Source organism: Pseudorhodobacter ferrugineus DSM 5888 (assembly GCF_000420745.1).
Classification (GTDB): Bacteria; Pseudomonadota; Alphaproteobacteria; order Rhodobacterales; family Rhodobacteraceae; genus Pseudorhodobacter; species Pseudorhodobacter ferrugineus.
Genome location: NZ_ATVN01000008.1, coordinates 134,851 through 154,827 on the forward strand (window position 1 = coordinate 134,851; position 19,977 = coordinate 154,827).

The following is a 19,977-nucleotide window of genomic DNA, read 5'->3' on the forward strand; positions in this document are numbered from 1 at the left end:
GGAGATGGGTATGTCAAAAGCATTGGTTGTTGGCGCGTCGGGGGGCATTGGGCAGGCCTTGGTGCAGGCGTTGCATGTGACGGGGCATCAGGTTGCAACCCTGTCGCGCAGCATGGACGGGCTGGACGTGACCGATGAAGCGAGCATTGCGGCCTGCATGTCCACCCTTCAAGGCCCGTTTGACACGGTGTTCATCGCCACTGGTGCATTGGAAATCGGTGAACATCTGCCGGAAAAAGCCTTGCGGGCCGTAACGTCCGAGGGGTTGCTGGCGCAGTTTCAAACCAATGCGATGGGGCCGATCTTGGTGCTGAAACACCTTGTGCCGCATCTGGCCAAGGATACGCCTGCCAGGATTGGTATTTTGTCGGCGCGGGTCGGGTCGATTGGCGACAATGGCATGGGCGGTTGGTATTCGTACCGCACAGCCAAGGCAGCGTTGAATCAGTTGATCCACACCGCCGCGATTGAACTGGCCCGCAGCCATAAACAAACCGTTTTGGCCGCCTTGCACCCTGGCACCGTCGCCACCGCCTTTACCGCCAAATTCGCAGGCAGCCATGCGACCGTTCCGCCGGCCGAGGCAGCGCAAAACCTGACCGCCGTGTTGGCGGGGCTGACCCCGGCGCAATCGGGCGGGTTTTATGATTATGCGGGCCATTCGATCGAATGGTAAAACGGCTTGTCCTGATCCTTGGTGATCAATTGACCCCCGATATTGCAGCCCTAAAGGCGGCGGATCCCGCCCGCGATATCGTCGTCATGGCCGAGGTGCGGGCCGAAGGCACCTATGCCCCGCACCATCCGCAAAAGATTGCGTTGATCCTGACCGCGATGCGCAAATTCGCAGTGCAGTTGCGCAAAGCAGGCTGGCAAGTCGCCTATTCTAGGCTGGATGATCCTGATAACAGCCACACCATCACCGGCGAATGTTTGCGCCGGGCCACCGAATTTGGCGCAAGCGAAATGCTGGCGACCCGCCCCGGCGAATGGCGGCTGATCGAGGCGCTGGAAGCGTTGCCCCTGAAAACCCATATGCTGGAAGATGACCGCTTTATCGCCAGCCATGCCGAGTTTGACGCGTGGCGCGAGGGGCGCAAACAGCTGCGGATGGAATGGTTTTACCGTGACATGCGCCGTAAAACCGGTCTGCTGATGGAGGGTGACAAACCCGTGGGCGGCCAATGGAACTATGATGCCGAAAACCGCAAACGCGCCAAGCCCGACCTGCTCCGCCCTAAACCACTGCGCTTTGAACCTGATGAGATGACCGAAGAGGTTTCAACGCTCGTCGAGGCGCAATTTCCCAAACATTTCGGTCGCTTGCGCCCGTTTCACTGGGCCACCGACAGGGCAGGGGCGTTGCAAGCGCTGGAGTATTTCACCACCCACAGCCTGCCGCGCTTTGGCGATGAACAAGATGCGATGCTGTCAGATGACAGCCTTTTGTCCCATTCCCTGCTGTCGCCCTATCTGAACATCGGCCTGCTGACCCCGATCGAGGTGTGCCAAGCGGCTGAAACTGCGTGGAAAACTGGCCGCGCCCCCTTGAACGCTGTCGAAGGATTTATCCGACAAATCATCGGCTGGCGTGAATTTGTGCGCGGTATCTATTTCAGCGAAGGCCCGGACTATATGACCCGCAACGCGCTGGGCCATACCCGCGATTTGCCGCCCCTCTATTGGGGTGCTGAAACACGCATGAACTGCCTGTCCCGTGCCGTGGCGCAAACCCGCGATCTGGCCTATGCTCACCATATTCAACGCCTTATGGTCACGGGCACTTTTGGCCTGATGGCGGGCGTCGACCCGGCCCATCTGCACGAATGGTATCTTGCGGTTTATATCGATGCCTTTGAATGGGTCGAGGCACCGAATACCTTGGGGATGAGCCAGTTTGCCGATGGTGGGCTGCTGGGATCGAAACCCTATGCCGCGTCCGGTGCCTATATCAACCGCATGTCGGATTATTGCGAGGGCTGTCAGTACAACGTCAAAGACCGTGTTGGCCCCAAGGCCTGCCCGTTTAACCTGCTGTTTTGGAACTTTGTCCATCGTCACCGTGATTTGCTGTCATCGAACCCGCGCATGGGGCAGATGGTGCGCACATGGGATAAGATGACGCCTGACCATCAAGCACAGGTTTTGACAGAATCGGCGGCGTTCTTGGCCCGCATGGATGGCGGCGAGTCCGTATAGCCGTTAGTTCCCTGCAGGGGCTACGGCAGGGTCCGCCCCCTCTGCCGGCGTATCGGCAACGGCAGCCGGCGCGGGCCCTGTCAAAATCCCGTTTGTCCATTCGCCAGCGGTTTCTTGCCCCGTGGCATAGCGTAAAATGCCTTGGCCTTGGCGTTTGCCCGCAACAAACCCGCCGTCATAGCTGTCGCCATTGGCATAGGTGGCAACGCCGATACCGTCAATCACACCCGCTTTCCATTCCCCGACATAGCGAAAGCCATCGGCCATCACCACCTCGCCTTTGCCTTGGCGCTGTCCTGCCACAAAGCTACCGGTGTAGGTGCTGCCATCGGCATAGGTCGCAACCCCTTCGCCATCGCGCAAGCCTGCTTTCCAGTCGCCTTCATAGCGGTATCCATCCGGATAGCTGATCACGCCCTTGCCCTCGTACTGCGCCCCAACAAAATCGCCCTCGTACACCTGCCCATTGGCATAGGTCGCGCGGCCATTGCCCTCAATCACCCCCGCAACCCATGCGCCGTTATAGCTTGACCCGTCAGGGTATGTGATCTTGCCAATGCCGTTTGGCTGGTCATCCTTGAAAGCACCCGAATATACAGAGCCATCCGGATAGGTGACAGTGCCATTGCCCGCGATGTGACCATCAACCCATTCCCCGTCATAAACATAGCCCTCGGGGCCATTGAACACACCTTTGCCGTGCCGCTTGTCGCCAAGAAAATCGCCGACATAGCGATCACCGCTGCCATAGGCTATACGGCCTTTGCCAACCCGTTCTCCGTTCACAAAGTCGCCTTCGTAAATGTCGCCATTGGGTTGCGTCAGCGTGCCGGTGCCGTTGATCTGGCCATCCGCCCAAGTGCCGGTATAGGTCAATCCGTCCGGCATGGTCAGCGTGCCAACCCCTTGGCGCTGGCCCTTTACCAGATCGCCGTCATAGGTGGCGCCGTCAGGATAGGTCACTTTGCCCTTTCCGTGCTTTTCGCCCGCGACCCAATCCCCGTCATAGCGGTAGCCATCGGCATTCGTGATCACCCCTTTGCCGCTGTGAACCGCATCGACAAAGCTGCCGGTATAGGTGGACCCGTCCGTATAGGTCGCAACCCCTTCGCCTGCCATCCTGCCTGCGGCCCAATCGCCCTCATAAGTGCGGCTATCGGAATAGGTGATCTTGCCCCTTCCTTCGGGTTTGCCGGCAACAAAGTTACCCACATAAACCGATCCGTTCGGAAAGGTGGCCGTGCCAATGCCGCGAATTTCGCCGTCAACCCAATCCCCCGTATAGGAATAGCCATTTGGCAAAGTATAGGTGCCGGTCCCATGCTGGCGACCATCCTTGAACGTGCCCTCATAAACAGACCCGTCATCATATTGCTTGGAAATCACACCGTCTTGGGCAAAGCTAGGAGCCGCAAGCATGGCCACAAGCGCAGCCCAACCCAAAAATGCGTGTGTCACAGCGGTATTCCTTTGGCTCAAATATACAAGCGCCCTGCTCAGGGCAGCCCGATCCTTTTGCCAAAGCCTATCTGCCCGCCACCGCCCTGACAAGTTGGCAAAGCCACGGGTGATTGCGCGCGCATCCTCTTTCCCTCGCGCGTCAGTCTGTTAAACCTTTGCAGACCGCTGGGAAAACGACCTGCGGACCGCAGAAAAGGGACCGCCCATGGCCGCTACATTTCGCCTGACTTTGGCACAGCTTAACCCCACCGTGGGCGCGATTGCCGCGAATGCTGAACAAGCCCGCTTTGCGTGGGAGGCCGGCAAAGCTGCAGGCGCGCAAATGGTGGCGCTGTCCGAAATGTTCATCACGGGATACCAGATACAGGATCTGGTCCAACGCCCGCGGTTCATCGAGGATTCCTTGATGGCGATTGAGGGGCTGGCCAAGGCTTGCGCTGACGGCCCTGCCTTGGGCATCGGCGGGCCGCTGTTTCAGGCTGGGCGTCTTTACAATGCCTATTTCATCCTGGAAAACGGCAAAATTGCAGCTACTGTGCTAAAGCATCATCTTCCCAATGATAGCGTTTTTGATGAAAAACGCTTGTATTCCTCGGCGGATGTGAATGGCCCTTACCGCGTCGGCCCTTTGCGCATTGGATCGCCGATTTGCGAAGACAGCTGGTACGCGGATGTCGCCGAAACCCATGCGGAATCTGGGGCCGAGATTTTGTTGGTCCCCAACGGCTCGCCCTATTACCGCGACAAATTGGCGGTGCGCCAAAACATCATGGTGGCCCGCGTGGTCGAAACTGGCTTGCCATTGGTCTATCTGAATATGGTGGGGGGGCAGGACGATCAGGTGTTTGATGGTGCATCCTTTGTGCTGAACCCCGGTGGAAAACTGGCGGTGCAGATGCCCGCGTTTGAAACCGCGATCACGCATGTGGATTTCACAGAAACCCCCGATGGTTGGCGGGCCGAACAAGGTTCGCGCGTCAAACAGCCCGACGCGTGGGAGGCCGATTATCACGCAATGGTGCTGTCCTTGCGCGACTATTTGGGCAAAACTGGCTTTAAAAAGGTGCTGCTGGGCATGTCTGGCGGTATTGATTCGGCCGTTGTGGCCACCATAGCCGCCGATGCGATTGGCCCCGGAAACGTGCGCTGCGTGATGCTGCCGTCCGAATATACCTCGCAATCCAGCCTTGATGACGCCAAGGATTGCGCGACCCGTATCGGCGCAAGCTATGATTTCGTGCCAATTGCCGAAGGGCGGGCTGCAATTACCAACACACTCGCGCCCCTGTTCGACGGCTTGAAACCCGACCTGACCGAGGAAAACATCCAATCCCGTCTGCGTGGCCTGCTGCTGATGGCCTTGTCGAACAAATTTGGCGAAATGCTGCTGACCACGGGCAATAAATCCGAAGTGGCAGTCGGGTATTCAACCATCTACGGCGATATGGCGGGCGGTTATAATCCGATCAAAGACATGTATAAAACTCGCGTGTTTGAAACCTGCCGCTGGCGCAATGCCAATCACCGGCCTTGGATGATGGGCAACGCGGGCGAGGTGATCCCCCCACGTATCATCGACAAGCCCCCCACCGCCGAACTGCGCCCCGACCAGAAAGACGAAGACAGCCTGCCGCCCTATCCGGTGCTGGATGCCATATTGGAGGGCTTGGTCGACAATGACGTGTCGGTCAGCGATCTGGTTGCCGCGGGCTACGACCGTGACACGGTTAAAAAAGTAGAAAAACTGGTCTATCTATCTGAATACAAACGCTTCCAAGCGGCCCCAGGTACGCGCCTGACCCGCCGCGCGTTCTGGCTCGATCGGCGCTATCCGATTGTGAACCGCTGGCGCGATGACAGCTAGGGAGGCCCTGTTAGCCTCTCCATTTGCCCGAGGTGGATTTGAGCAGAGGTAGGGGCAAAGGGCGTGATCTCGGGGCGCGGATACGCCCTTGGGCGCTGGTTGTGGTCCCATAAGGCTGGCCTGCTTCACGCTAACGCAAACCACCCTCGGGCCAATGGCGGCCTGTCTGCGCAGCTTTGCAAATCAGCCCATCATCAGCTGATAGCTGGCCGGTACATATTGGAATCCGTCACCGCGCGTTTCGACATAGCCCAAAGCCGGGAAGGGCATGTGATAGCCGATAAAGGGCACGCGGTCCGCAGCCAGCATGCCCAAGACCTTGCGCCGCGTTGCCGCCGCCGCCGCCTTGTCCATATCAAAGCGTACTTCCCAATCGGGATGAGCCAGCGACCAGACATAGTGGTTGGCAAGGTCCGCAATCAGCATCAGCTGCGCGCCGTCACTTTCCAGCATATAGCCCATATGGCCCGGTGTATGACCTGCCGCTGCCACTGCCGTAATGCCGCCCGAAACCGCGCCGCCATCATCGACAAAGCTGATCTTGTCGTTTAATGGCCGGACATTTTTGTCAAATCCTTCATTAGCCGCACCCATCCAGTGGTTATGCTCAACCGCACCTGTCACATAGCGGGCATTGGCGAATGTGGGCGTGGTTTCGGTCATCAAGCCACCGATATGGTCGCCGTGCATATGGGTCAAAACAACCGTGTCGATCTGGTCACGGGTGTAGCCCGCGGCCGCCAGTGCCGCCGTGATGCCGGCTGCGTTCAGGCCAGTGTCAAACAAGACCAGCTCGGACCCTGTATTCACCACTGTCGGCGTGAAAAAGAACTGAGCCTTGTCTGTTGGCAAAAACGCCGCTTCGGACACCGCAGTAAAGTCGGCCGGATCAACGTTCAGGCCAAAAATCTCGGTCGGCTTTTCCACGGTACGCGTTCCGGCAAGTAAAGCCGTCACCTCAAACCCGCCTAGTTTGAAGCGGTTGAACTGTGGGGTGGCCGCGCCTTTCATCTCGGCACCAGCATGGGCCATGCCTGTGATTGCGGGGGCAAATGGCAAGGCGGCGGCTGCGAGAAGGGCGTGGCGTCGGGAAATAAAAGGCGTCTTCATCAAGGTTCTCCTGTTTCACGGTTTCCTTAAATTAGAGCTCTGGAAAACCCTGTCCAGTCCCGCGCGCTGATATGGACAATTGCGGGCCCATGTGACAGATCAGCGGTGATCAGGAGAGCCTTATATGACCACGCGTCCCACTATCACCCGTTTCGCCCCGTCACCCACCGGGTTTATCCATGTCGGCAATCTTCGCACAGCCTTGATGAACTGGATGATCGCCCGTAAATCGGGTGGCACGTTTATTCTGCGGTTGGATGACACCGATCAGGAACGCTCCAAACAGGAATATGCGGACGGGTTGATGGAAGACCTGGAATGGCTGGGCCTGACTTGGGACCGCGTGGAAAAGCAATCCTTGCGGATGGATCGCTACCGCGAGGCGGCCGAGGAATTGAAAGCCGCTGGTCGGTTTTACGAGTGTTTCGAGTCGCCCACCGATCTGGACCTGAAGCGCAAAAAATTGCTGAACATGCACAAACCGCCGGTTTATGATCGGGCGTCTTTGCATTTGTCTGCGGCGGAAAAGGAAAAGCTGCGCGAAACCAATCCAGGGTATTGGCGGTTCTTGCTGGATCTCGAGCGGATCGAATGGCCGGACGGAATTTTGGGGCCAGTGTCGATTGATGCGGCCTCGGTGTCCGATCCGGTGCTTATTCGAGGCGATGGGCAGGTACTTTACACCTTTGCCTCGTCGGTTGATGATATTGATATGGGCGTCACCTTTATCGTGCGGGGCGCGGATCATGTGACCAACACTGCCACCCAAATTCAGATCATGAAGGCGATGGGTGGTACCCCGCCTGATTTCGCCCACCATTCCCTTTTGACCGGCCCGCAGGGTGAGGCGCTGTCAAAACGGTTGGGAACGCTTTCCTTGCGCGACCTGCGGGCCCAAGGGGTCGAGCCGCTGGCTTTGCTGTCTTTGATGGCGCGGTTGGGGTCTTCTAAGCCCGTTGAACTGGCGGGCAGCCATCAGGAATTGATGGACGGGTTCGATATCGGCAGCTTTGGGTCGGCGCCCACAAAATTCGATAAAGACGACCTTTTCCCCCTGACCCGTGCCTATGTTCAAGGCCTGCCGTTTGATGCGGTGGCGGATCGGATCGCGGATTTGGGCGTGCCAAAAGACCTGCAAGACGGGTTCTGGCGGGTGGCCAAAGGGAACATTACGGTTTTGAATGAACTTGAAGGCTGGTGGCAGCTTTTCCGTGACGGGGCCGAGCCGTTGATTGATGAAGAAGACCGCGAATTTGTGGCGCAGGCCGTGGCGATGCTGCCCGAAATGCCGTTCGGACCCGATACGTGGAAAGACTGGACCGGGGCGGTAAAAGAGGCAACGGGTCGCAAAGGAAAAGGCCTGTTCATGCCGCTGAGAAAGGCACTGACAGGGCAGGAACATGGGCCGGAAATGACCGATGTGATGCCTTTGCTTCAGGTGGTGCGGGCCAAGGGCTGACCCGAGCAGGGGGCCGTTTTGCCCCCGTTTTTCGGGCTTTTTCCGAAGATGCCCGCACGCGGACATTTGTTTAACCTACTGATTTAAAAGAGTAAGACAATTTTTGTTAACTTGATTTTAAGGTTTGTACGCGGGTGAGGGGCGGGCTGTGTGCTGCGCCGTAAACGCGGCCTGCGAATGTTGCAGGGCTGGGCCCGCTTTATGACACAGCCACCTGTCCGCGCGGTCCATTTCTTGGACATATTCTGTATGTCTGCACGCCTTTGAAGCAGGGTCAAAAAAGGCAGGTCCACTTGAACACGGACGCAAACGGGTAGAAAAACCAAGACCACTTCACGCCTATGTGAAACTTTGTCAGCCAACAAAGTTTGTTCATAATTCAGCCTTGTGATTGGGGGCGGCGTATCGCGCCAAACGGAATAACTTTTATCGGGACCGCGCCCAAAAAGATCGCGCCCAAAAAGTCTGGGGTCAAAACGTCTTTTTTCGCGGGGTTGGCAAACCGGGTTGGACGGTTTAAATTTGAAGAAATCCCTTAATGTCCGGAGATAACATGTGTTTTCGTAAAAGAATGTGGTCTTGGGCTTTGGTGGCCGTCTTGAGCGTTTCAGGGCAAGGTTTTGCCTCTCCTGTAATTTTGGCGCAGAGCCCGTCGGGGGAGGTGGGCGCTGTCGAAACCTTGGTGGAGACGCTTAAAATCGCCGATGTGATCGAGGTCATGCAGCTCGAAGGGCTGAGCTATGGCGCAGAGATGGAGCAAGAGCTGTTTGCGGGGCAAGGCGGGGCCAGTTGGACAGCAGTGGTCGGCCTGATTTATGACAGGCCCACGATGCAATCGCGGTTTGACGATGCTTTTGCCGAGCAGTTGACGGGACGCGAAAAGGATCTGCCTGCGATGCAGGCGTTTTTCGGGGCGGATCTGGGGCAGCGGATTTTGGCGCTGGAAGTTGAGGCGCGGCGGTCCCTGATGGATCAGGCGGTCGAGGATGCGGCCAAGGCGCTGGTTGAGGATATGATGGCCGAGGCCGCGCCGCGGATTGATGGATTGCGGGCGTTTTCGGAAGCTAATGACCTGATCGAGATGAATATATCGGGCGCTTTGAATTCAAATCTCGCATTTTTTCAAGGCATGGACGAGGTCAGCGGGCCGGACCCGGACATGACCCAAGAAGACATGCTGATGACGGTTTGGGGGCAAGAGCCAGAAATCCGCGCCGAGACGGAAGCCTGGATTTACCCTTATCTTTCGCTGGCCTATGGGCCGCTTTCGGATGAGGAATTGGCGGCCTATATTGCCTTTTCGAAAACCGAGCCGGGGCAGGTTTTGAACGCCGCCCTTTTCGGGGCGTTTGAGGTGGTTTTTTCGACGATTTCGCGGGATTTGGGCCGGGCTGCGGCCAAGCAAATGATGGGGCAAGATCTCTGATACGCTGGCTTGTCCACGGGGTGTTCGCGCGCGGACATTTTAGTAACGATCTGTAATTGCAGTGAATTCATGTTTTTGTTTACGGAATATTAACCTGCGTTTTCGGGGGTGCGGTGGGTTGGCACCCACCCTACGCTTAAGGCCTTGGGGGCTGTTCCTTGGGGCGTAAGTGGGGTGAGTATTTTTGCAAAGGTGAAATAGGGGGCTTGTGGGGTGATCTTGCGTGGGGCCTTTTAATTTGTCTGTGTCATGAGCGGCGATATGTGATGGTTGGAGATGGGGCGGACGACAGACCGCCCGTTTTTGAGCGAAATTTCTGCTGATCTAAGGTGTGGCGCGGCTGGCGCGGCTGGATCTGGGGCATGGTCAACCTGAGGCTTAGGGGTGCGGGTTATGATTGAAGAGATCGTTTTGAACTGTGGGCCGACGGAGGCGAGTGCGCCGCTGAGGTTGGCAGGGACGCCAGGGGTCACGATTTTGGTTGGGCCGAACAATTGCGGCAAGAGCGCGTTGTTGGAGGCGATCTATCATCAGCTTGCAGGGCAAGGCGATGGAGCGAGAGCTTCGGCGCTGGCGGGTCTGGGTTTTCCAGAAATGACTGGCGAGATCGTTGAGGAACACCCCCTCTTTCACGGACGTTTGGCCGCTGACCCGATTACAATACCGTCTTATACAACTGCACCAAAAAGCGACGGGTTTCGCCAAATTTGTTCCAATCCTCATGGTCCTTGGGCGAAGGCATTCAGGGGGAGTCTTCTATTTGGCTAAATGGTGCGCAGCGGCTAGCTATGTTGCCCTGCGAGACTAATGCAAACTTGCATGCCCCGGTTGGGCCTCTTGGGAAGCTGTTTGTCGATGATGCGCGTCGGCTATTTTTCCAATCTGCTGTTTTTTGCAGGGATCGGCCAATACCCAGTATTGGATAGTGTTCGTGCCTTTGGAACCCTGTCATTGGCGTTTTCATCGGAAAAGCCTGACCCGGTTACGGAGCGCAATCTTGGCGCTGAAACCTTGACCTATATGACAAAATCAGTGCCGCGCGCCGCGCTGAGTGATGGGTTTAACGCCTATGTCGGGATGCTTGGCGCGCTATATGCCAGTGACTATAAGGCCATTTTGATTGACGAGCCGGAGGCGTTTTTGCACCCGGCGCTGGCGCGGACCTTGGGCAAGCAGATTGCCCAGCAGGCGCGGGACAAGCAGGTTTTTATTGCCACCCATAGCGCCGATTTTCTGATGGGGGCGATTGAGGCTGGCGAAAACGTGCGGATTGTAAGGCTGCAATATCAAGCGGGGGTGGGGCGGGCGTGTCTTTTGGACAAAGACGAATTGCGGGTTTTCATGAATGATCCATTGTTGCGGTCTGCGAATGTGATGTCCGGGTTGTTTTCGAAGGCAGTTGTGGTGGGCGAGTCCGATACGGACCGCGCGTTTTATCAGGAGATAAACACCCGATTGTTAGCTAAGAAAGACCCGCGTGGGATTGAAGGATGTGTGTTCTTGAATGCACAGAATAAGCAGACAGTGCCGCGAATCGTCCGCCTTTTGCGCCGGATGGGCGTGCCTGCTGCGGGCATTGTCGATTTGGATGTTTTGGCCGAGGGGGGAGGCGTTTGGGCCAGCCAGCTTGAAGCGCTTGCAACGCCAGAAGCACAGAAAGCAGCTTTGGAAGCCGCTAGACTTTCAACCTTCAGCGCGCTCAAGGCCGTATCGACAGATGTGGCGAAGAAAAACTACAAGACGGAAGGCGGGTTGAAATTGCTTGATGAAGGGACGCGGGAGGCTGCCGCCAACCTTCTGGATACGCTTGACGCTTATGGACTGTTTGTGGTTCCGGGCGGCGAAGTAGAGCAATGGCTTTCGGGTCTTGGCGTATCACACGCCAAACCTTCTTGGTTGCGGACGATTTTTGAAGCGATGGGTGCGAATTCAACGGATGTGGGCTATGTGCAACCTGCTGTGGGAGATGTTTGGGATTTTATTGGGCAAGCCAATGCTTGGTTCGCAAATCCGCAGCGCAAAGGGATGACAGCCATAGGCTGCCCATAGGAACGGGCGATTTATACGCGGATTTGTCGGTATCCGCCGCTTGACTCCTGTCGCCACTTCCCCGATAAGCCGCTTATCTCGGCAGGTGGTGACACTTGGCCGGATTTATTATTTATATCGCCCCAATGGGGGCGCGCCGTCCGAGGTTAAGGAAACGCCAGTCCATGCTGGGGCCACAGGATGCGGAGACATGAAAAGGAAGACCTATGTACGCGGTCCTTAAGACAGGCGGCAAGCAATACAAGGTTCAAGCCGGGGATATCCTGCGCGTTGAAAAGCTTGATTGCGTGGCTGGTGACAAGATCCAGTTTAACGAAATTCTGATGGTTGGCGGCGAGACGCTGGCCGTTGGCGTACCGCTGGTTGCGGGCGCTGCCGTTCAGGCCGAAGTGATCGAACAGATCAAAGGCCCGAAGGTTATCCACTATGTAAAGCGTCGTCGTAAGCATTCGAGCCAGCGCACCAAAGGCCACCGCCAGCATCTGACGCTGCTGCGTGTGACCGAAGTGTTGGCCGCCGGTGCTGACAAGTCGGGTGTAAAAGCTGCGACCGGTACAGCCGATGCGCGCCGCGCTGCCCATAACGCTGATGCAGCCCCTGCTGCAAAAGCCCCTGCAAAGGCGAAAGCTGCTGCGAAACCAAAGGCAGCAAAAGCTGCCGCGACCGAGGAGTAATCCCCCATGGCACATAAAAAAGCTGGTGGTTCATCCCGTAACGGTCGCGACTCAGCCGGTCGCCGTTTGGGCGTAAAGCTGTTTGGCGGCCAAGCGGCCATTCCGGGCAATATCATCGTGCGCCAGCGTGGCACACGTATGTTCCCGGGGACCGGCGTTGGGATGGGAACGGATCACACGATCTTTGCCAAGGTTGAAGGCAAGGTTGCGTTTAAGAAAGGCCTGAAAGGGCGCATGTTTATTTCGGTTCTTCCCGTGGCGGAAGCTGCTGAGTAAGTCGAACCGTTACACAGCGATGTAACAAGGGGATCGGCTGAGAGGCCGGTCCCTTTTGCCGTTTGTCGGGGAGGGCAGGCGGTGCGTATTGGTTTTTTGGGGGGCGATCCCCATGTGCTTTCGGAGGAGGGCGCTTTTCATGTTAAAAGTGATTGACGGTCAGTTGGTGATTGCGGCGGAGCGGTTAGTACTGCGGCCCGTGCAGGTTTCGGATGTGGGGCTGTTTGCCATGCATGCAGGGGACGCGCGGGTGGCCGAGGGGACGAGTTCTATCCCGCATCCTTTGCCGCCCGGTGCGGCCGAGGCGTTTGTCGCGCGGGCGATGAAGCCGGGGGCGGAAGAGCGGATTTGGGTGATGGACGGGTCTGCGGCAGGGATGCCCGAGGTTTTGGGGGTGATATCCTTGAAGCAGATGGACCGTGACCAATCCGAGATTGGCTATTGGGTGGCGCCCGCGTTTTGGAATACGGGCTATGCGTCGGAGGCGGTGCAAGCGTTGATTGCGGCCAATCCGTTGAAGAACAAAGCGATTTTTGCGCAGGTGTTTCAGGATAACCCCGGGTCGGCACGGGTGCTGACGAATTGCGGTTTCGGCTATCTGGGCGATGCGGAAAGTTTCAGTGTGGCACGCAATGCCCGCGTGCAAACATGGACGTATCTGAAGAAGATGGCCTGAGGTTTGGGTTAAAGGCTGCGCGGTGGTCCTTGCCGCCGCGCTGTGTCTTGAGGTGGGGCGCTTTATCAGGTAACGCAGCACATTGACCCTTTTGCTGAAAGCCTGACCCATGAAATTCCTTGATCTGTGTAAAGTCTATATCCGCTCTGGTGGCGGTGGGTCGGGGTGTGTTTCGTTCCGGCGTGAAAAGTTCATCGAATTTGGTGGACCGGATGGCGGCGATGGCGGCAAGGGCGGGTCTGTCTGGGTGGAGGCCGTGGATGGGCTGAACACGCTGATCGACTTTCGCTATCAGCAGCACTTTTTCGCCAAGTCGGGCCAGCCCGGGATGGGCAGCCAGCGCACGGGTAAAACCGGCGAGGATATTGTGTTGAAAGTGCCTGTTGGCACCGAAGTTCTGGACGAGGATGAGGAAACCATTCTGGCCGATTTGACCCATGTGGGGCAGCGGGTTTTGCTGGCCAAGGGTGGCAATGGTGGCTGGGGGAATTTGCAGTTCAAATCCTCGACCAACCGCGCGCCGGCACGGGCCAATTCGGGGCAAGAGGGCGTGGAGCGCACGATTTGGCTGCGCTTGAAGCTGATTGCGGATGCGGGGCTTGTGGGCTTGCCGAACGCGGGCAAATCGACGTTTTTGGCCAGCGTTTCCAATGCGCGACCCAAGATTGCGGATTATCCGTTTACGACGCTGGTGCCCAACCTTGGGGTTGTGGGCATTGACGGGCATGAATTTGTGATGGCCGATATTCCGGGTTTGATTGAAGGTGCATCGGAAGGTGCGGGCCTTGGCGTGCAGTTTTTGGCGCATGTGGAACGCTGCGCGGTGTTGTTGCATCTGGTCGATGGCACATCTGAAACCGTAGCCGAGGATTATCAGACCATTATCACCGAGCTGGAAGCCTATGCCGAGGAATTGGGCGACAAGCCCCGCATCACGGCGCTGACCAAAATTGATGCGCTGGACGAGGAAACGCTGGAGGCGCGGTTTGCCGAATTGGCAGCGGTGGTCGATGGTGAGGTGTTCGCGATTTCGGGCGTGTCGAACCAAGGGATGCCGGATGTGCTGCGCCGTCTGTATGCGCAGATTCTGGAGGGTCGGGTTGTTGTTGAGGAAGAGGCGCCATGGCAACCGTAACAGGGGCAAGCGTAACGGGGGCAATTGTCACCGCCCCTGACGTTCGGGCTGCCAAACGGCTGGTGATTAAAATCGGGTCGGCGCTTTTGGTCGACCGGGTTCATGGGTTGCGCCATGATTGGCTACGGGCCTTGGCGCTGGATGTGGCCGAGGCCAAGGCGCGGGGCACGGATGTTGTGATCGTGTCATCGGGGTCGATTGCCTTGGGGCGTACGGTGTTGGGGTTGCCCTTTGCCGAATTGCCGCTGGAGCAGTCGCAGGCGGCGGCTGCCGTGGGGCAGATCCGGCTGGCGCGGGCCTATGAAGAGGTGCTGGCGCCACACGGGATAACCACGGGGCAGGTGTTGGTCACGCTGGAAGATACCGATGATCGGCGGCGGTATTTGAACAGTCGTGCCACGATGGAAACCTTGTTGGGGTTTGGCGTGGTGCCGATTGTGAATGAGAATGACACGGTGGCCACAGATGAAATCCGGTTCGGTGATAACGACCGTTTGGCCGCGCAGATTGCGGTGACGGTTGGTGCGGACCAGTTGATTTTGTTGTCGGATGTGGACGGGTTCTATTCGGCCAATCCGAAAGAAGACGCAATGGCCCAGCGGTTTGATGTGGTCGATGTGATTACCCCTGCGATTGAGGCGATGGCGGGGGACCCTGTTTCCGGCATGTCCAAAGGTGGGATGAAGACCAAGGTTTTGGCCGCCAAGACGGCGATGGCGGGCGGCTGCGCGATGGCGATTATGGAAGGGTCTGCGATGCGGCCTTTGCAAGCCTTGGCGAATGGGGCGGCACGGACGTGGTTTGTGCCCGCCGCCGACCCGCAACAAGCCCGCAAACGCTGGATCAATGCGATGAAGCCGCGGGGTGAGGTGCGGCTGGATGCAGGGGCCGTTGCGGCGCTGCGGGCGGGCAAGTCACTGTTGCCTGCGGGGGTTGCGGCTGTGATTGGTAGTTTTGGACGCGGGGACCCTGTGGCGATTGTAGGACCGGAGGGTGACGTGCTGGGCAAGGGTTTGGTGCGCTATACCGCCGTGGAGACCCGCGCGATTGCGGGGCATCGGTCGGGGGAGATCGAGGCGATTTTGGGCTATGTCGGGCGGGCCGCGTTGATACACCGCGACGATATGGTGGTGTGAGGGGAAGCCTTTGCAGGCCGGGGGCGCTGCCCCCGGACCCCCGGAGTATTTTTGCAAAGATGAAATTGGCGTGGTTTAGCGTTTTAGGCTAATGTTGACGGTGCCGAGCGCCCATGTGGTGAGCTCGGTGAGCAGGGTTTGGTTGGCTGTGTTGAAGCCTTCGACCAAGGCGAGGGTTTCGGTCGAGGCCACGTCTGCGGTGCTGGTGAAGGTGCGGGAGGAGATGACGGCTGCGTCGTCTTCGCGGACCATGCGGGCGGTAAGGCGTAGGCGGATGGTGGCGGATTTTCCGTCGGCTGCGGCCTCGGCCTGAAAATCTGTGAGTTCTGTCAGGAGCGCAAAGTCGCCAGATGCGCCCAAGGGGGTGCGGCCGACGTAGCGGAAGGCGCCCGTATCTTCAAAGCTGCGGACCATCAGGGTTTGCAGCATGATCGGCACATCCTCGGCCCATTTTCCATCGGGGAGGTAGGCGGCCTGCAAGGGGTGGGGGCGGATCAGGATGCGGTCATTGGTGAGCGCGCCCGGGGCGGTTGGGATTTCGACGACCAGTTGGCGCGATGTGGTGCTGCGCGCGGTGACGGGGGTGGTGGGGGCCGTGAGGTCGTAGTCATCCAGCGGGGTTGCGGCACCGCTGAGGGCCGAGAGGGCAGAGCAACCGGAGAGCAGCGCTGTCAGGGTAAGCGAGAGCGTGATGGTGCGCAGGGTTGGTTTTGCGGTCATGGGGCAGCACCTTTGGTCAATTGCGTTTGTAGACGGGGGTATCGCCGCCAAGGAAGAAGCGCGCGGGATCGCGTTGGATTTGTTTGGTCAATTGTTCGAGGTTGGTGATCAGGCTGCGGGTTTCGCGGGCCAGCTTGGTGAATTGCGGCAGCGCGGTGGTGGTGAAGTCGCGGATCGGCGGGTCAGAGGCCGCGACGACCTGCGACACCCGTTCAAATGTTTCGCGGGCGGCGTTGGAGGCGGCTTGCAGATCGGCGGTGACACCTGGAATGGCATCCGACACGCCGGCAATGGCCGTGTCCAGCCCGTCGATGGTGCGGCGCAGGTCGGTGACGATGCCGCTGATATCATTGTTGATCACGCGGTCGGCGCCGTTAAAGGTTTTTTCGGCGGCCGTTAGGGTGCGTTCGCCTACCGCCAGCGCCGAATTGATGGCATCAAGGGTGGTATTGGCGCGGGTAAAGCTGTCGGTCACGGCGGCAAGGGATGTGCTGGCATCGGTCATCACGGTGTCAGCCTTGGCGCTGGCCGAGGTGAGGGAGGTGCCGACATCGGTGATGACCTGATTGGCGGTGGCGGTGGCGGCGCGGATATCTGCAACCATCGCGGGCAGGTCTGTTTTGGCGGCAGCAGCGATGGGGGCGAGGGCGGCGCGGGCCTCGGCCACCATAGCGGCGCCGTCGATGGTGACCAGATCGTCAAAGCTGATCGAGGCTTTGTCCATCGAGATCAGGGTTTCATCAAGCTGCACGATCACGGCGTCGGCGGATTTGATGGTGGATTCAAGCTCGATCAAGCGCGCCGTTGCGACCTGACCGGTGTTTTGAAATTCGGCCAGCATGGCGCGGGCATCATCGCTGATTTGGGTAATCTGGGCACGGGTTTCAGTCAGGCCATCGGTCAGTTCGGCTGTGGCGGCCTTTAGGTCACCGTCGATAAAGGTTTCGGCTTTTTTCAGGGTTTCGGTAGTTTGTTCCAGCGTTTTGGTGCCTGTGGCCACGGTGGCTTGGGCCTCTTTTGACAGATCAGAGATGGCGATCAGGGTTTGATCGGCGGTGTTGAACAGCTTTTCGGCCTTGCCAGTCACACCTTCCAGCATGACGTTGAAATTCGAGATTTCAATCGCAAAGCCGGAAACGGCGCTGGCGACAACGGTGAAGTCATCCAGCGATTGCGCGAACCCTTCGGAGGCGGTTTCGAGATTGGCGAGGATGTTGTCAACGCGGCCCACGTTTTCATCGCTGATCAGGCTGCGCACGTCTTTGACCACGGCCAGCACCTCGGCCAGCAGTTCGGGGGCATCTTCGGACAGGCTTTGCAACATCGAACGCCCTGGGGGGATGATGGGGATGTCGCGGTCGCTGCTGTCTTTCAGCAAGGGTTCGCCCACTTCACCCGGACTGATGCCGACAAAGGACACGCCGGTCACACCTTGGCTTTCGATGGTGGCGACAGAGCCTGCGCGCACGGGGGTGTTTTGCGCCACTTCTAGCCGGACAAGGATGGTGCCGTCATTGTCTGGTGAAAGTTTCACCTCGACCACTTGGCCCACGGGCAGGCCTGCAAAGCGGACATCCGAGGCGCGCGAGAGGCCGGAAACCGAGGTGAATTTGACATCGTAATAGGCGAATTGCCGGTCGAGTTCGATGCGGCCAAACCACAGCGCAAAGGCCAGCATTCCGATAAAGCCCAGAATGGTGAACAGGCCGATCAGAACATAGTTTGCCCGTGTTTCCATTGGCTATTCGCCTTTCATTGCAGGTATGGCCGCCATCGCGGCGCGCGCACGGGGGCCGTGGAAATATTCGTGGACCCAAGGGTGATCAACGTCCAAAAGTTCTTGCATTGTGCCGCTGACCAGCACCTTTTTTTCAGCCAGCACAGCAACACGGTCGCAGGTTGCATGCAGGGTATCAAGGTCATGGGTGACGAGAAAGACGGTCAACCCCATGCTTTTGGACAATTGCCGGATCAGAATGTCAAATTCGGCGGCGCCGATGGGGTCAAGTCCGGCGGTGGGTTCATCGAGAAACACAATCTCGGGGTCCAGCGCCAAGGCGCGGGCGAGGCCGGCGCGTTTCCGCATGCCGCCCGATAGTTCGGACGGGAATTTATCGCCTGCAAGGTAGGGCAGGCCCGCGAGCGATATTTTCAGGTCGGCCATTTGCGCGCGCAGGGTTTTGTCGAGACCTTCGACATGGCGCATCGGCACCTCGATATTCTCGCGCACGTTTAGGGACGAAAACAAGGCACCGTCTTGGAACATCACGCCCCAGCGGCGTTCCAGCGCGGTGCGCTGATCGTCGCTGGCGGTCAGGACATTGGTGCCGAGCACGTCAATTTCGCCGGCCTTTGGGGTTTGCAGCCCGCAGATTGACCGCAGCAGCACCGATTTGCCCGTGCCCGAGCCGCCGACCACGCCCAGCACTTCGCCGCGGTAAACATCAAGATCGAGGTCTTCGTGGACGACATGGCTGCCGAACTGGTTGCGCAAGGACCGGATGCGGATGACGATTTCGCGATCTTCGGTCATACGCCCACCTGTGCGAAAAAGATGGAAAATATCGCATCGGTGACGATGACCGCAAAGATGGCGGTGACAACCGAGGCCGAGGTTTTTTGCCCCAAGCTTTCGGCGTTGCTGCCGACTTGCATACCTGCGTGGCACCCGACGATGCCGATGATCAGGGCGAAAAACGGTGCCTTTATCATGCCGACCAACAGATGCCAGATGCCCGTATTTTCGATCAATCGGGTTTGGAACATGCCGGGCGAGATGCCGAGGTCGATCCATGACATCAGCCCGCCGCCGACAAGGCCGGAGATATTGGCGATAAGGCCAAGAATGGGCAGCATCAGCAGCAGCGCAAGGATGCGGGGCACGAACAAAGCGCCTGCCACATCAATGCCAAGGGTGCGCATGGCGTCAATTTCTTCGCGCATTTTCATCGAACCGATGGCGGCGGTGAAGGCCGATGCCGTGCGCCCTGCGACGATAATGGCGGTCAGCAGGATGCCCAATTCGCGCAGGATGGACACGGCGATCAGATCAACTACAAACACCTCGGCCCCGAATTGGCGCAGTTGGGTTGAGCCTTGGAAGGCCAGCACCACACCGATCAGAAAGGACATGAGAGCGACGATGGGCACGGCCTTGACGCCGACCTCGTGGCAGTGATGCACAAGGGCGGTAAAGCGAAAGTCGCCGGGATGGCGGATGGAGCGGACGATACGGTCCAAGAACAGGCCGAAATAGGCGAGGAGTTCGAGGATGAAGCGCCCCGCGCTGGCAACGGTGCGGCCGAGACGGTCAAGCTGGTCGGTCAGCGTGAGGGGGGCAGGCGCAACCCTATCAGGTTTGGGAAGCGCTTTTCGGACCGCGCCGAGGACGGTATTTGCATCATCGGACGGGTTTTCAATGGTGAAGGGCTGATCTTTGGCCTTGGCGGCCTTTTGCGCGGTGATGATCGCCCAAGCGGCGCTGGTATCCAGCCGCGTAACGCCTGATAGGTCGACGGTCACGGGGCCATCCGCCACGGCGCGTGTCAGTTCGCGCACCAAGGGCGTGAGTGTGACAAGCGAAAACGCGCCCTGCAACGCGATTTTTGTGGTGCCATCCGATTGGCTGATTTGGGTTTGCGACGTGACCACGTTTTGAAATGCCTGATGTGAATAAGGGCTGTGTACCATGGCCTTGATAGGGTGCCAATTCAAACCCTGCGCTTGGGCGGCGCTGATTGCATGCCGTGGCAATAAAGACTATTTCTGCGGCAGGTTTGCAAAAGGGTGTTG

18 protein-coding genes are annotated in these 19,977 nt (G+C 58.3%); 12 read left to right on the top strand and 6 right to left on the bottom strand.

Features of this window, described 5'->3' with window-relative positions; all coding sequences use genetic code 11:
- Positions 1-10: 10 nt before the first annotated feature.
- A complete protein-coding gene (locus G560_RS0109285; RefSeq protein ID WP_028913918.1) occupies positions 11-676 on the top strand; it encodes an SDR family NAD(P)-dependent oxidoreductase in 666 nt (221 codons plus the stop codon).
- Positions 670-2,199, top strand: coding sequence for a cryptochrome/photolyase family protein (locus tag G560_RS0109290; protein ID WP_022704045.1), 1,530 nt, complete (start codon positions 670-672; stop codon positions 2,197-2,199). The genes G560_RS0109285 and G560_RS0109290 overlap by 7 nt, the downstream gene beginning before the upstream one ends.
- A 3-nt stretch (positions 2,200-2,202) precedes the next feature.
- On the opposite strand, the gene G560_RS0109295 is transcribed toward G560_RS0109290, so the two are convergent.
- Entirely contained in the window at positions 2,203-3,618 is a 1,416-nt protein-coding gene (locus tag G560_RS0109295) for an MORN repeat-containing protein (protein ID WP_050525177.1), read from the bottom strand.
- A 247-nt stretch (positions 3,619-3,865) separates the two neighbouring features.
- On the opposite strand from G560_RS0109295, the gene G560_RS0109300 reads away from it, so the two are divergent.
- A complete protein-coding gene (locus G560_RS0109300; protein WP_022704047.1) occupies positions 3,866-5,524 on the top strand; it encodes an NAD+ synthase in 1,659 nt (552 codons plus the stop codon).
- A 183-nt stretch (positions 5,525-5,707) separates the two neighbouring features.
- On the opposite strand, the gene G560_RS0109305 is transcribed toward G560_RS0109300, so the two are convergent.
- Entirely contained in the window at positions 5,708-6,634 is a 927-nt protein-coding gene (locus G560_RS0109305; protein WP_022704048.1) for an MBL fold metallo-hydrolase, read from the bottom strand.
- Between the two features lie 124 nt (positions 6,635-6,758).
- Here G560_RS0109305 and gltX point away from each other — a divergent pair, with 124 nt between their 5' ends.
- From gltX to proB, 9 genes are all read left to right on the top strand, one after another.
- Positions 6,759-8,093: a glutamate--tRNA ligase gene (gene gltX / locus G560_RS0109310; RefSeq protein WP_022704049.1), complete on the top strand. Its 1,335-nt coding sequence runs from the start codon at positions 6,759-6,761 to the stop codon at positions 8,091-8,093.
- Between the two features lie 538 nt (positions 8,094-8,631).
- The gene (locus G560_RS0109320) at positions 8,632-9,519 is read left to right on the top strand and encodes a DUF2059 domain-containing protein (protein ID WP_155947210.1); all 888 of its coding nucleotides are present in this window, start codon (positions 8,632-8,634) and stop codon (positions 9,517-9,519) included.
- A 393-nt stretch (positions 9,520-9,912) separates the two neighbouring features.
- Entirely contained in the window at positions 9,913-10,287 is a 375-nt protein-coding gene (locus G560_RS20985; protein WP_155947212.1) for an AAA family ATPase, read from the top strand.
- A 51-nt stretch (positions 10,288-10,338) separates the two neighbouring features.
- On the top strand, positions 10,339-11,568 hold the full coding sequence (locus G560_RS19955) for an ATP-dependent nuclease (RefSeq protein ID WP_050525172.1): 1,230 nt from the start codon (positions 10,339-10,341) through the stop codon (positions 11,566-11,568).
- 206 nt (positions 11,569-11,774) lie between these two features.
- Complete coding sequence (gene rplU, locus G560_RS18920; RefSeq protein ID WP_022704052.1) at positions 11,775-12,242, top strand: 50S ribosomal protein L21; 468 nt, start codon at positions 11,775-11,777, stop codon at positions 12,240-12,242.
- Between the two features lie 6 nt (positions 12,243-12,248).
- Positions 12,249-12,518, top strand: a complete 270-nt coding sequence (gene rpmA / locus G560_RS0109335) for a 50S ribosomal protein L27 (RefSeq protein WP_022704053.1) — start codon at positions 12,249-12,251, stop codon at positions 12,516-12,518.
- Positions 12,519-12,657: 139 nt separating this feature from the next.
- A complete protein-coding gene (locus tag G560_RS0109340) occupies positions 12,658-13,194 on the top strand; it encodes a GNAT family N-acetyltransferase (RefSeq protein WP_022704054.1) in 537 nt (178 codons plus the stop codon).
- Between the two features lie 109 nt (positions 13,195-13,303).
- Positions 13,304-14,329, top strand: a complete 1,026-nt coding sequence (gene obgE, locus G560_RS0109345; RefSeq protein WP_022704055.1) for a GTPase ObgE — start codon at positions 13,304-13,306, stop codon at positions 14,327-14,329.
- Positions 14,317-15,465 carry a glutamate 5-kinase gene (proB, locus tag G560_RS0109350; protein WP_022704056.1) on the top strand — a complete coding sequence of 383 codons (1,149 nt, stop codon included), beginning with the start codon at positions 14,317-14,319 and terminating at the stop codon, positions 15,463-15,465. The genes obgE and proB overlap by 13 nt, the downstream gene beginning before the upstream one ends.
- A gap of 75 nt (positions 15,466-15,540) precedes the next feature.
- Here proB and G560_RS0109355 read toward each other — a convergent pair whose 3' ends face one another.
- Genes G560_RS0109355 through G560_RS0109370 form a run of 4 tightly spaced genes read right to left on the bottom strand, consistent with a single transcriptional unit; the run spans position 15,541 to position 19,875 of the window.
- A complete protein-coding gene (locus G560_RS0109355) occupies positions 15,541-16,185 on the bottom strand; it encodes an ABC-type transport auxiliary lipoprotein family protein (protein ID WP_022704057.1) in 645 nt (214 codons plus the stop codon).
- 16 nt (positions 16,186-16,201) lie between these two features.
- Positions 16,202-17,923, bottom strand: coding sequence for an MlaD family protein (locus G560_RS0109360; RefSeq protein ID WP_022704058.1), 1,722 nt, complete (start codon positions 17,921-17,923; stop codon positions 16,202-16,204).
- Positions 17,924-17,926: 3 nt separating this feature from the next.
- Complete coding sequence (locus tag G560_RS0109365; RefSeq protein ID WP_022704059.1) at positions 17,927-18,718, bottom strand: ABC transporter ATP-binding protein; 792 nt, start codon at positions 18,716-18,718, stop codon at positions 17,927-17,929.
- A complete protein-coding gene (locus G560_RS0109370; RefSeq protein WP_081647634.1) occupies positions 18,715-19,875 on the bottom strand; it encodes an MlaE family lipid ABC transporter permease subunit in 1,161 nt (386 codons plus the stop codon). The genes G560_RS0109365 and G560_RS0109370 overlap by 4 nt, the downstream gene beginning before the upstream one ends.
- Between the last annotated feature and the right edge of the window lie 102 nt (positions 19,876-19,977).